Below are 13,048 nucleotides of genomic sequence, written 5' to 3'. Positions count from 1 at the left end.
ATTGAGGTCCTTTTCCTATGCTCACACTTTCATCCGTGTCACCGTTCGGGCTTCCGTGTCATATAGACACCATTCCCGGTCAAAGATGACGGCGCCGACGTTGATAATATATCGTTTTTTCTTCAAGTGAAACGGTGTCCCGATTTCCCATGGAAGAGATTTACCTTTTCGATAAATACCCGGAATGTGACTGTGTCCGATGAAGACGAGCGGGTATGTCCCTTTCTCGACGATCGGTTCCCAGTCCTCGTTCCATTTGACTTGATGCCCATGTAAAAAGCGTGCCTCTCCAAGAGTCGTCTGTTCGGGTAACAAGGAAATTCGTGTTTTCACAGGATGGTCGATGACGAGTACCTCGTCGATTCGCTCCTCCTGATTACCCCGTAGACTTGGGAAGGTCAGTAACGCTTCATAATTTGGGTAGTACGTCACAACGTCTTCGCCATGATGAAACCGCTCGTGGCGTCGTTTCTTCCCAATATGGCACTCATATAGGTCGCCGAGACAGAGAACGTGCTCCGTTTCGTGATGAACATGCTCGAGAACAGCCTTTAAATCATCAAACGAACCGTGCGGATCACTGATGATGGCGAGTTTCATCGGAAGTTCGTGAATTGGGCATCGACGGACAACTCGAGCTCACGCACGAGTTGCATGACGGCCTGGAGGTCATCACGCGATTTCCCCGTCACTCGGATTTGGTCGTCTTGAATTTGTGATTTTACTTTTAATTTTGATTCTTTGATGGCGTTGTTGATTTTTTTTGCGTCATCTTTATCGATGCCGCTCTTCAATTTCACGCGTTGACGGACCGTGCCGCCGAGTGCGTGCTCTACTTTTTGATAGTCGAGGTTTTTTGTCGGGACACCGCGTTTGATCAATTTCGTGATCAAAACGTCTTTTAATTGCTCGAGTTTATAGTCGTCATCCGAGATGAGGACGAGGTCGCCATTGTCGAGGGACATCTCACTTTTTGAGCCTTTGAAGTCATAACGGTTTAAAATTTCCTTTTCCGCGATTTGGATTGCGTTCTTTACTTCTTCAAGATTCATTTCTGACACGATATCGAAAGAATTGTCTTTTGCCATGTTTCATCCATCCTTTGTGTGGTTTTGTTATAATGATAGCAGATTTGAAGCAGTGAAGGAGTGAAGAGATGGAACGTACAATGGATCAACATACACATGCAGACTTAGATCACGTTGCCTATCACGGGAAAGACCTAGGGGTGACGTTCAAAGGAGAACAGATTCGACTACGTGTCTGGTCTCCGGTCGCGGAACAGATGTCGGTCAAGCTATACCGTACAGCACGTGCCCGAAAGTTTGAACGACTTGAACTAGAACCGGCCGAGAAAGGGACGTGGGTCATTGAACTCGATCGTGCCTTATGCGAAGGTCAATTTTATGTATTTGAAGCAATGATTGATGGAAAGAAAGTTGAATCGCTCGATCCTTATGCGAAAGTCGTCGGAGTGAATGGGAAACGAGGATGTCTTCTCGACCCGACCTCTTTGAACCCAGACCATTGGATCAAAGAACGTCCGCTATTCAATTCTTCACAAGAAGCGGTCATTTACGAAGCACACGTACGTGATTTGACGAGTCACCCGGAGAGTGGGGCTACGCATCGTGGGAAATTCTTAGGCATGACCGAGACGGGTACGACGACAACGAGCGGTTATCCGACCGGTCTCGATTACATCACATCGCTCGGAATCACGCATCTCCAATTGATGCCATTCTTTGACTATGGGTCAGTGAATGAATCACGTGAAAGCGAAAATAACTACAACTGGGGATATGACCCGGTACATTATTTCGCGGTCGAAGGCTCCTATGCTTCAACGGCAGACGATCCGGCAACGCGAATCGTTGAACTGAAAGCGTTGATTCAATCTCTCCATGACCGGGGTATTCGTGTCATCATGGATGTCGTATTTAACCATACGTACGATGCGTTGACGCCGCCGCTCGGTCAATTCGTCCCTGACTACTACTACCGATTAAACGAAGACGGGACACTAGCAGATGGTTCGGCATGCGGGAACGATACGGCATCCGAGCGCGCGATGATGCGTAAGCTCATGGTCGAGTGTGTCACGTACTGGGCCAAAGAATTCATGATTGACGGGTTCCGTTTTGATTTGATGGGACTACATGACGTCAAGACGATGAATCAGATTCGAAAGGCGCTCGACCGCGTCGACCCATCAATCCTTGTCATCGGGGAAGGTTGGGATTTGGATACGCCCCTTCCAGTCCGTAAAAAAGCGAACCAACATAATGCGCACAAAATGCCGCGGATTGCCCAGTTCAATGACGGGATTCGAGACGGTGTCCGAGGAGACGTCTTCATCGAAGACTTGCCGGGCTGGGTGAGTGGAAACACGGACATGACAGCAGACGTGAAACGAGGGATTGCTGGTGGAATCACGAGCCAAAGTTTCGCCGATGAGCCGAACCAGGTCGTCAACTATGTGGAATGTCATGATAATTTGACACTTTGGGACAAGCTGTCTGTGACGAATCCAGAAGATGATGAGACGACACGTCGTCGTCGTCATCGCTTAGCGACATCGATTGTGCTTCTTGGACAAGGGATTCCGTTCCTCCATAGTGGCCAGGAGTTCTTCCGGACAAAAGACGGGGATGAGAACAGCTTTAACTCAGGTGAAGTCGTCAACCGTGTGGACTGGACACGAGCGGAACAAGAAGCGCCAAGTGTAGAATATGTCAAAGGCCTCTTGCGTCTGCGGAAGCAATATCCGCTCTTCCGCCTCGAGAACACGGAACAGATTCGTAAACATTTACGTTTCTTCGATGAAGAAGAAGGCGTGATTGCGTTTGAATTGAGTCGCCATGTAGAGGGTTACGTAGAAAGACACATCGTGTATCATAACGGGCTTGAAGAGGCGGTCGAGGTCAAACTCCCGTCTGGTAAGTTTGAGGTGAACGTAGAAGACCATACCGTCAATCTGACGGCACCGCGCCAAGTCGAAGAACGCCACATGACGGTGGCACCCCTTTCGACACTTGTCGTGACCGAGCGTCGCCCGGATTACAGCAAATACGCTGTGGCCGGTGGTGCTGCACTCGCCGTGATCGGCGGTCTCTGGTATGTATCGAAGAAGCGGAAACGTAAAGAGCAGTAATCAAAAAGGAGACGTTAATCCGTCTCCTTTGGTGTGTCTCCCTCTGATTGAGATGATTCGAGTTGCATCATTTTTTGGACGAGGATGTGCTTCGGCATATGCATCAGTTCTTCGAGCGGGACGTTTAATTTTTTCGCAAGCTCAACAGCGGTCTCTGGCGATAATTGTAATGGACGCATTGGAATTCTCCTTTCTAAACCATAAATCTATACCGTCAGTATACAGGAAAATAAGAAATGTGTTGAACGAACACATTCAAAATCGAATTTCGTTTCGGTCGTTGCTAAGCTGAAATTAGGAAGTGATCAAATGTACAAACAAACAGCAGACTTTCAATTTCATCAAACAATCGAATGGTTAGAACGTGTCGGTGAAGGTTGGATGTTGTACTTGGCGCAAACTGGCTTTTTGTTCTTTGACGAGTCGTCTCAAATTCGCTGGGAGATTGACTGGATATGGACACCGTGCGCCCTATATGTGGAGCCGAACACGACGCGTGCCGTAGCTTGGTTTCAAGAAAGAGGATTTTATGGAGTCATTGATTTACAACGAGGAACGATGGAGACACATGCGATTCCACAAAGATTCAACGGAGATTGGTTTAGCAATCTGCACCATTGGCAAGGTAATGACATCTTCTTATATTCAGCCGAATCGGATGTCGTGGCTTTGAACCTTGACGATCATACGTTTCGGTATAGTCGTTACGAGGAAGTCCCGATGTTCGGGGACATCATCGAGCTGGCCTATCAAGGGACGTATGATTTCGAACGATTCACACCTGAAACATGCGTGACCCTGTTCGATGAACGAACTCATCATTTTTTAGTTGAAAATGTGATAACGAATGAAAACTGGCGCATTCCCTACCAAGGAGACCGTGACACGGTCATTCTCGATCAAGTCGGAGAAACGACGGCCATCACATCGACGGAGTCGTTTCAGCTATTTCACCGGGATAAAGAGCTATTTTGTTCAAGCGTGTGTGCGGACAATCAATTATTGAAGGTTATGCTATTAGACGACCGAGGCGATCGTCTCGTCGTCTTATCTGCACCACCAAGATTTTGTCATAGTTGGCTTCAAGTTTTTGAACGACAAAGCTCCTGAACCGAGCACGGGTTCAGGATTTTTTTGTGAAGTGATGATGAATGGAGAGAGAAACGGGAAGTAAATGGTTAGAGAGGGAGGAGTGACAAGGATGGAATGGTTGGGTAGGCAGTTAATTCGCTTTCGATATGGGATGCTACTCGTTTGGGCAATTTTAATTGCGGGGTCAGTTTATTTTGGATTGCAGCTTCCGAGTGAATTAAAAGGAAACGGTTTTGCGATTCAAGACGGACGGTTCCAACAAGTGGAAGATACATTGAATGAACGATTTGATCGGGCAGGGGCATCCATGATCGTCTTATTCGAAGGTGGAGACCTAGATGCGATTATGGACGAACAACAGGAACGCTTTGAAGCGATTCCAAAGATTGACGGGGTGATCACACCGGCAGAGAACCCAGACGCCCGGTCAGGAGACGTATCCTATTTCGTGCTGGAATTCGAAGATTACGAAGCGGCAGAGGCGTCGATAGATACGGTCCGTGACGCACTCATTGCGAACTCGGATACCGAAGTCCGCTTGACGGGAGAACCCGTATTTGCGGACGATTTGAATGAGGCTTCAAAAAATGACTTAATTCGGGCAGAGTTGATCGGGATTCCGGTTGCGCTTGTTGTGTTGTTGCTCGTTTTTGGCACACCACTCGCAGCGCTCATGCCGTTACTCGTCGGGTTGATTACATTCATTGTGGCGGCGGGATCGCTATTCTTTTTTGCACAAAACATGGAATTATCCATCTTTGTCCTGAATGCTGTGGCGATGATTGCCATCGCGCTCGGGATTGATTTCTCACTGTTACTCGTCAATCGGTATCGTGAAGAATTGGCGCGTGAACAATCGAGAGAAGAGGCCATCATACGGACCGTTGCGACGGCCGGTCGGTCGATTCTCTTCTCGGGACTTTGTGTATTTGTCGGATTGGCCGGCCTATTGTTCATCCAGGTCGACGTTTTTCAGGCAATCGCACTCGGTGCACTCATTGCGGTTGCAGGGGCGGTGTTATCGGCACTGACACTCTTGCCGTCATCTCTTTACTTAGTCGGTGATGCCTTGAATAAAGGACGGATCATCAAGTCTGATGAGACCCGTTCTGAAAAGCGTTGGCAAAAGCTTGCCCGCTTCGTGATGAAGCGTCCCGTGACGATGACACTCGTTGCATTGTTGTTATTGCTACCGAGCCTTTGGTTCGTTCGCGATTTAGAGTTGAACATACCAGATGCCGACGCTCTCCCGACCTCATACGAATCACGAGCTGCGCTCGAGCGATGGGACGATGTGTTTGGGGATAATTCGACCGATGCGGTCATTCTGTTCGAAGCGAACGATTTGACCAATCCGATGATTTTAGAGGAATTGACGAGTCTCACGGATGAGTTGAATGAAGTCGACATCGTCGATAACGTCTCGACTTTCCTGACGACATCGGGGTTAACACCGGAGACGTTTACGCAACTCGCCCTGGCGGCACCTGAACAACTCGCTCCGCTTGAACGCCTCGTCACACTTGACGGGAATACGGATTTGGCACTCGTCAACGTGAGCTTTGATGTACCTCCGAGCGACAAAGAAGCGCAAGCATTCGTACGCGATTGGCGAAATCAAGGGTTCGAAGTCGGTGGACCGGCAGCCTTCAATGAAGAGATTTACGACGAAATTTATGACAGTATCCCCTATGCGGTCATCACTGTCATCTTGGCGACATTCTTCATCCTCATGTGGGCGTTCCGTTCTATCTTGATTCCGATCAAAGCGATTCTCATGAACGTGCTCGGTCTAGGGGCGACGTTCGGACTGCTCGTCATCATCTTTGAGTCGGGCTATGTGTATGACGCCGAGACAATCGGTATTTTGACTCCGGTCTTTATCTTCTCGCTCGTCTTTGGGTTGTCGATGGACTACGAGGTGTTTCTCGTTTCACGAATCGAAGAATATTACCGGGAGACGGGTGACAATGACTACGCGACGGAGATGGGACTGGCGAAAACGAGTAAAATCATTACCTCGGCAGCCATCATTATGATTGTTGTCACAGGTGCGTTCGCCTTCACAGGCGTCAGTCCAATCAAACAGCTCGGAGTCGGGATTGCGCTCGCCATCTTCATTGATGCGACCATCATCCGGATCCTGCTCGTTCCGTCCCTCATGAAACTGTTCGGGGATTGGAACTGGTGGTGGTTCGGGAAGAAAGATTTACCGAAACGTAACATGCACTAAAGGTAACATTCAGCAACTAAATCAAAATGTGTGGTAAACTGTGTACAAGATTACGCGCAATTTGAGAAAGGAAGGTCTTTATGGATACCGAGAGGACATGGCCTCTGTTCCAACTTCCGGACTTCTAGCGTTGAAGGATCACAATCACGTGTATCAATCAACAAACGGAAGATCGGAGATGGAACAGATGGAACCGCGGCTACGACTGAGGATCCTCCTCTCCGTCAAGAACGGGGAGGACAATCGGAATGAAACGAGTTGCTACCATAGTGCTCGGAACGCTAATCATGGCGTTCGGTTATTATTATTTGAATGAACAGTTTGGTTTGGCGGAAGGTGGGTTCGTCGGATTATCGCTACTCGGTCGTTATTTATTTGATATCGACCCGGCGATTTCGATGATCGTGCTCGACATCCCATTTTTTATCATCGCGTTATGGTGGAAAGGATGGCGTTTTGTCGGGCAGGCGGTATTAGCCGCTTCGTCCTTATCGCTCAGTTATGCGATGTGGGACCGTCTCGATTTGCTCACGTTTGATATTCAAGTATGGCCGGCGACGTTATTCGCTGCCATCGCGAGTGGGATTTTGACCGGATATGGTCTCGGTCTCGTCTTGAAGTCAGGTGGAGCTACCGGAGGCGACGATTTATTCGCCATTGGCTTATCGAAATGGACAGGCGTGTCGGTCGGCACGATTTTGATTATCTTTGATGTGATCGTCCTTGGGATTTCACTCATCTATTTACCATTATCGAGCGCATTGTATACGCTCGTCGCGGTGTCAATCGCCGGGCGGGTCGTCACAAAGATGCTCGTCGTCGACGAGCTCCAAGCGACACCTGTCGTACCAAATTGGACACCAAAAAACGATCTCGCGTGAGATCGTTTTTTGGTTCATATTTTTCTTTTTCGCTATTTGTGTCAAATCTCATAGCTTATGCCTTCACCGTCTAATACACTGAAGGATGAAGGAGTGATAGGTGATGAAATGGATGATTCCAAATCAACATGGGGCATGGTCGATGCTCATTTTACCGTTCGTTCTCGGAGGAATGGTCGGAGGATGGACATGGGCACACATACCTTTTGCAATCGCATGGCTATTTGTTTACATGGGTACATTTTTCTTATTCCAATACATAAAACAGCGCAAGAAGTCGCGTGACCTCTTACGCACGGTAATGATGTATCTCATCATTGCTATCGTAGCTATCGTGCCAGTATTTCTCGTGGAGTGGCGTCTCATCTGGTTCGCCGTTGCGATGATCCCATTTGGTCTCGTGAACGCTTACTTTGCCAAAATCAAAGATGAACGAAACGTATGGAACGACGCTAGTGCTGTTACTTCGTTCTGTATCGGCGGGATGGCGAGCTATTATCTTGGGGCACGCGTCTTGGATGAGACGATGATATGGGTGTTTGTCTTATCATACTTATATTTCTTCGGGAGTATCTTTTTCGTCAAGACGATGATTCGGGAAAAGAAGAGCATTAGTTATCGGAACCTTTCGTGGGGGTATCATATACTACTGATCATCGTGTTCATTGTACTGGGTTATCCTCTGCTCGTATTAGCTTACGCACCAAGCCTGATTCGTGCTATTTGGTTTTACGGAAAAAAAGTCCCAATCATGAAGATTGGGATCGTGGAGATTGCGAATTCTGTATTTGTACTGACGTGTCTCGCGACGTACCTCGTCTAATTTAGTTCGTGGACGTGGTACTGGCAATGACTGCGGCAGTCGTGGCAGCCGTCATCGCTTGTTGCATCGCGAGCAGGTGAGCGAATGTGCCGTGAAGCAATAAATCGTTCGCTTCTCCAGTAGTGATGTGGTCGGCTGCCACAAGTTGAAGAGCGACGAGCACGCTATGTGTATTGAACCAGCGCTGCTTGTCTTTTTCCACATCCACAATTTCTTTTACGGCGTGTATGGAATCCATGTTCGGCTCTGTCACGATGCTAAGTAGGGCGAGCGCAGGCAAGTGTTCACGACGGATGGATACTTCTACTTCCTCTAAGTGCGACTTCCAAGTGAGCAATCGTGACACCGCTTCTTCTGGAGAAGAGTCGCTGAATGTCAGTAAATGAGAGACGAGTTGCAGTTCGTTTGACTTCGGAAGTCGGTCTTTCAATAATGTATAGTGCTGCTCGATACGTTCATTTAAATCGATGATGTCGTCAAACGCTTGAACGAGTACGAGTGCTGATAACAAGTCTTCCTCACTCGTCAACCAGGGATGATGTTGCTTAAACGTTTGGTACAGGTCCGTCGCCTCATCGAGTCTTTGCTCAGGGTGATCTACATTGATCAGTTGATTCGCTAAAAAAGGACGCAATGAACTGAAGCGGAAGTGTTTACGGTCGAGCAATGTATCAAGTCGGAGCGCCTCATCGATCGCAGTTCCGATGTCTTCGTACTTAGCGTCGAGAAACGAAAGCCACACGAGGTTTTGGCTACCTCTGAACTTTGAGAATATCTTTGTTTTTTGTTTCAATGTATCACGTGCGTCTGAAAATCGTGATGCATCGAACGGGGTATCGTGAATCGCGTAATGAATAGCCATCAAGCGCCGGAAGTCATCTGTCAGTTCCCATTTCGTCGCTTCTTTGATGGCATCTAGTGCCTCTACATATCGTTCATAACGTGTCATGTCGAATCGCCTCCTTGGTCAACCATACGAGATGGAGTAGAAAGATGTTTCAAAAAAGCCGCCACGGAAAAATTCCGGGCGGCTTTTCATTATTGTACTTGTGTATACAATTTTTGCATGTACTCGTTCACTTCATCGGCCGCTTGGAACATCATGAATGAATGTTGCAAGATAATCTCTGGTGAGAAACCGAGGTCGAGGTCGAGTGTAGATGCGAGTGTGACATCACGATCGCTGTCGAGTACGCAGCGGAAGTATTTGAACTCCTGGTTGAACTCGTTCAAGGCATTGAGAATCGGTAAATCTTCTACATAGTCTGGGACGTGCGTGACGGTCGCAGCGTACAACTCAGCGTCTGTCGTCTTTTTGTTAAAAGCGATAATCATAACGGGCTGAGCCCCGGATTTTGTTGTTTCACGCGTCAAAAACGTGACGTGCGTTTCAGTGTCGCTCTCTTTGAACGTCATATTGCGTTCAGCGGCGAGCGCTTTAAATGATTCTACTTTTTCTTCGAAGTTCACAAGGAAATCCCCCTTAGTAAGTCGTTACTCTAACTTTCCCCCATTTGAACAGGGAAAGCAAGGGGAACTAGCGTTTCATCAACATTTTAATGGCTTCTTCTACCGTTTCTGACGTATCTTCACCATCTTCCTGAGCTGTGATGATGCACTGCTCTAAATTCTTAGCCACGATGATTGTCGAAGCGCGATCGAGTGCGGAACGTGCGGCACTTAATTGCGTCACGACATCGCGACACTCTTTCCCTTCTTCCATCATACGGATGATGGCGCGAATTTGTCCTTCCACGCGTTTCATGCGATTCAATACTTTTGCATCGTATACATACGGTTCCATATCATTCACCTCTATAGTAAAAATTGTTCAGTTACCCAACTATTTATTGTGTAGGCTCATCTTAATACATGGGGGAGTATGTGTCGAGCATCAACTGTCCGAATGAGCAATGAAGAAAAATTCTACATTTCGTCAAACTTATTTCTTGCATTTGAATACCTAAGGGGGTATATTAATGACGTGGAAGCGAAATGTTCAACAAATCACAAACTTGTTGGACGCCAGCTACCAAGCCGAATGGTATAGATTGAATCGAAAAGGAAAGGTAGATCAGTTATGAAAGCATCCGCTTTAAAACGTCAGATGGACTTTGAAGTGCCTGTAAACATCGTCGACGTACGTGAACGTGACGAGTTTGAAGAAGGTCATATCGAAGGTGCAAAAAACTATCCGTTATCAGAAATCACCACTTGGATTGATACACTCGATCCTGCTGAAGAATATGTCGTTCTTTGCCGCTCTGGTGCACGTAGCACGCAAGCAACTTGGCAAATGGAGGCAAAAGGCTATAAAGTGGTCAATATAGAAGATGGCTTGATGAGTTGGCCAGGAGAAGTCGTCAGAGGAGGAAATGGACAATGAGTAAAAAAATCGTAATCGTTGGTGGAGTAGCAGGTGGTGCATCTGCAGCAGCACGTCTCCGTCGTTTAAATGAAGAAAACCAAATTGTCATGTTCGACCGTGGGGAGTATATTTCATTCGCAAACTGTGGTCTTCCATACTACATCGGAGACGTCATTCAAGATCGTCAAAAATTGCTCGTTCAAACAGTTGAAGGAATGAACAAACGTTTCCAACTCGATATCCGCAACTTGACGGAAGTGACAAAAATCAACCGTGACGAAAAAACGGTGACGGTGAAACACGTCCAAACCGGTGAAACGTATGATGAGTCATATGATGTACTCATTTTATCACCGGGGGCGAAACCGATTCGTCCGAACATTCCTGGAATCGATGAAGCAGAAGATATTTTCACACTACGTAACATCCCGGACACGGATAAAATTCGTAGCTATGTTGATGACAAAGCACCGAAACACGCGACAGTAATCGGTGGGGGCTTCATAGGGATTGAGATGGCGGAAAACTTACGTGAGCGCGGCGTTGACGTCACACTCGTCGAGATGGCAGACCAAGTCATGACGCCACTTGACCGCGAGATGGTCGCTCCAATTCATGAACACATGCGCCTTCACGGTGTCGAACTTCAATTATCAGACGGTGTTTCTTCATTCTCTGAAAAAGGGAAGAAAGTACATTTGACAAGCGGTCGCGTCATCGATACGGATATGGTCATCATGTCAATCGGTGTCATCCCTGAATCGACGATTGCACGGGAAGCGGGCCTTGAGACAGGTACGCGCGGCGCGATTCGTGTCAACGAAAAAATGCTCACATCAGATCAAAATATTTATGCAATCGGAGATGCCGTCGAAGTACTCGACTATGTCTTCCAAGAACCAACCGTTGTACCACTCGCATGGCCAGCGAACCGTCAAGGACGTCTTGTGGCGGATATCATTAATGGTCGTGACGTTAAATACAACGGAACGATGGGAACAGGAATTGCCAAAGTGTTTGATATGACGGTCGCATCGACAGGATGGAACGAAAAACGTTTGAAAGCGGCTCGTAAGACTTATGAAGCCGTCCACGTGCACCCGGGTTCGCACGCAGGGTACTATCCAGGATCGACACCAGTTTCGCTCAAACTCTTGTTCCACCCGACAACGGGTGAGATTTACGGTGCGCAAGGTGTCGGCATCAATGGAGTCGACAAACGTATCGATGTCCTTGCCACAGCGATGAAAGGTGGTTTGACAGTTCTTGACCTTCCGGATCTCGAACTCAGTTACGCTCCACCATTCAGTTCAGCGAAAGATCCGGTCAATATGATCGGCTATGTCGCTTCGAACGTCGTGCTCGGCGACAACGAAGTCGTACATTGGGATGAAATCGATGAGCTCGTGAAAAATGGAGCGACATTGCTTGACGTGCGTGACGAATCAGAACATGAACTTGGGAAGATTCCAGGATCAATCAACGTTCCATTGAATTCATTACGTGAAAACTTAGACAACTATGACCGGAATGAAACAATTTATGTAACGTGCCAAGTCGGTCTTCGTGGATATCTCGCATCACGAATCTTGCGTCAAAACGGATTCAAAGTGAAGAACTTGAGCGGTGGCTACAAAACGTGGTCACAAATCAATCGTGATTTCGAGGCGCTTGAAGAGGAGAACACATCAAATGAAACTGCAGCAACTGTTGTAGAGGAGGAGTCAGCACAGATGACGAATGCACCAATCGGTGAAGCGGTTATTTTAGACACGTGTGGTCTACAATGCCCGGGACCAATTCTGGAAGTGAATAAGAAAGTCGCAGACCTCGGAGAAGGCGAAACGCTCCGCGTACTCGCAAGTGATCCAGGATTCTTCGCTGATATCGAAGCGTGGGCGAAGAAGACAGGCAATAAGCTCGTCTCGAAACAATTTGTTAACGGACGAGTCGAAGCCATCCTTCAAAAAGGACAAGGTCCGGCTGCTCCGCAGGCGGGCGCTCCAACAAAAGACGGTGCGTCAATGGTCGTCTTCAGTGGAGACCTTGACCGTGCGCTCGCATCCCTCATCATTGCGCAAGGTGCTGCAGCGATGGGTAAAGACGTGACGATGTTCTTCACATTCTGGGGACTCAATGTCATTCGCAAACCGGACGCACCGGAAGTGAAGAAACAAGGCCTTGAAAAAATGTTCGGTATGATGATGCCAGGACATGCCGGCGAACTTCCGCTCTCGAACATGAACTTCGGTGGTGTCGGTCAAAAAATGATGAAAAAAGTCATGAGTGACAAGAACGTCCCTTCTGTCGAAGAGATGATCAAGTCAGCGCAAGAAGCAGGTGTGAGAATGGTAGCCTGCACGATGTCGATGGATGTCATGGGCATTAAAGAAGAAGAGTTGATCGAGGGGGTCGACCTTGGTGGTGTTGCGGCATATCTTGGCGCAGCAGAAGACGGCAACTTGAACCTCTTTATCTAAATATGAAATATTTAACG

The 13,048-nt window shown here is 47.7% G+C and carries 13 protein-coding genes; 7 read left to right on the top strand and 6 right to left on the bottom strand.

Features of this window, described 5'->3' with window-relative positions:
• Nucleotides 1-21: 21 nt before the first annotated feature.
• Both P400_RS0101190 and P400_RS0101185 read right to left on the bottom strand, forming a co-directional pair.
• The gene (locus P400_RS0101190) at nt 22-600 is read right to left on the bottom strand and encodes a metallophosphoesterase family protein (RefSeq protein WP_026824502.1); all 579 of its coding nucleotides are present in this window, start codon (nt 598-600) and stop codon (nt 22-24) included.
• Entirely contained in the window at nt 597-1,088 is a 492-nt protein-coding gene (locus P400_RS0101185; RefSeq protein ID WP_026824501.1) for a YajQ family cyclic di-GMP-binding protein, read from the bottom strand. Before P400_RS0101185 ends, P400_RS0101190 begins: the two co-directional genes overlap by 4 nt.
• Before the next feature lie 68 nt (nt 1,089-1,156).
• Between P400_RS0101185 and pulA the strand changes: the two genes are divergently transcribed.
• A complete protein-coding gene (pulA, locus tag P400_RS0101180; RefSeq protein WP_026824500.1) occupies nt 1,157-3,154 on the top strand; it encodes a type I pullulanase in 1,998 nt (665 codons plus the stop codon).
• A 14-nt stretch (nt 3,155-3,168) separates the two neighbouring features.
• On the opposite strand, the gene P400_RS15435 is transcribed toward pulA, so the two are convergent.
• Nucleotides 3,169-3,333 (bottom strand): YycC family protein, encoded by a 165-nt coding sequence (locus P400_RS15435; RefSeq protein WP_084483550.1) that lies wholly within the window; start codon nt 3,331-3,333, stop codon nt 3,169-3,171.
• 130 nt (nt 3,334-3,463) lie between these two features.
• Here P400_RS15435 and P400_RS0101170 point away from each other — a divergent pair, with 130 nt between their 5' ends.
• The 4 genes from P400_RS0101170 (at nt 3,464) to P400_RS0101155 (ending at nt 8,183) form a co-directional block, all read left to right on the top strand.
• Entirely contained in the window at nt 3,464-4,264 is an 801-nt protein-coding gene (locus tag P400_RS0101170; protein WP_026824499.1) for a hypothetical protein, read from the top strand.
• 91 nt (nt 4,265-4,355) lie between these two features.
• Entirely contained in the window at nt 4,356-6,479 is a 2,124-nt protein-coding gene (locus P400_RS0101165) for an MMPL family transporter (protein ID WP_026824498.1), read from the top strand.
• A 248-nt stretch (nt 6,480-6,727) separates the two neighbouring features.
• A complete protein-coding gene (locus P400_RS0101160) occupies nt 6,728-7,360 on the top strand; it encodes a YitT family protein (RefSeq protein WP_026824497.1) in 633 nt (210 codons plus the stop codon).
• Nucleotides 7,361-7,463: 103 nt separating this feature from the next.
• A complete protein-coding gene (locus P400_RS0101155; protein ID WP_026824496.1) occupies nt 7,464-8,183 on the top strand; it encodes a YwiC-like family protein in 720 nt (239 codons plus the stop codon).
• A 1-nt stretch (nt 8,184) separates the two neighbouring features.
• Here P400_RS0101155 and P400_RS0101150 read toward each other — a convergent pair whose 3' ends face one another.
• From P400_RS0101150 to P400_RS0101140, 3 genes are all read right to left on the bottom strand, one after another.
• Nucleotides 8,185-9,132 carry a DUF4003 family protein gene (locus P400_RS0101150; RefSeq protein WP_026824495.1) on the bottom strand — a complete coding sequence of 316 codons (948 nt, stop codon included), beginning with the start codon at nt 9,130-9,132 and terminating at the stop codon, nt 8,185-8,187.
• A gap of 89 nt (nt 9,133-9,221) precedes the next feature.
• The gene (locus P400_RS0101145) at nt 9,222-9,653 is read right to left on the bottom strand and encodes a type III secretion system chaperone family protein (RefSeq protein ID WP_026824494.1); all 432 of its coding nucleotides are present in this window, start codon (nt 9,651-9,653) and stop codon (nt 9,222-9,224) included.
• Nucleotides 9,654-9,720: 67 nt separating this feature from the next.
• Nucleotides 9,721-9,987: a metal-sensitive transcriptional regulator gene (locus P400_RS0101140; protein WP_026824493.1), complete on the bottom strand. Its 267-nt coding sequence runs from the start codon at nt 9,985-9,987 to the stop codon at nt 9,721-9,723.
• Between the two features lie 276 nt (nt 9,988-10,263).
• Between P400_RS0101140 and P400_RS0101130 the strand changes: the two genes are divergently transcribed.
• Both P400_RS0101130 and P400_RS0101125 read left to right on the top strand, forming a co-directional pair.
• Nucleotides 10,264-10,569 carry a rhodanese-like domain-containing protein gene (locus P400_RS0101130; protein WP_026824492.1) on the top strand — a complete coding sequence of 102 codons (306 nt, stop codon included), beginning with the start codon at nt 10,264-10,266 and terminating at the stop codon, nt 10,567-10,569.
• Nucleotides 10,566-13,031, top strand: a complete 2,466-nt coding sequence (locus tag P400_RS0101125; protein ID WP_026824491.1) for a CoA-disulfide reductase — start codon at nt 10,566-10,568, stop codon at nt 13,029-13,031. The genes P400_RS0101130 and P400_RS0101125 overlap by 4 nt, the downstream gene beginning before the upstream one ends.
• Nucleotides 13,032-13,048: the final 17 nt, after the last annotated feature.

It is taken from the genome of Exiguobacterium marinum DSM 16307 (genome assembly GCF_000620845.1).
Lineage (GTDB): Bacteria > Bacillota > Bacilli > Exiguobacteriales > Exiguobacteriaceae > Exiguobacterium > Exiguobacterium marinum.
The sequence above is the reverse complement of the archived record's forward strand: the minus strand, read 5'-3'. Positions and strand labels throughout refer to the sequence as shown.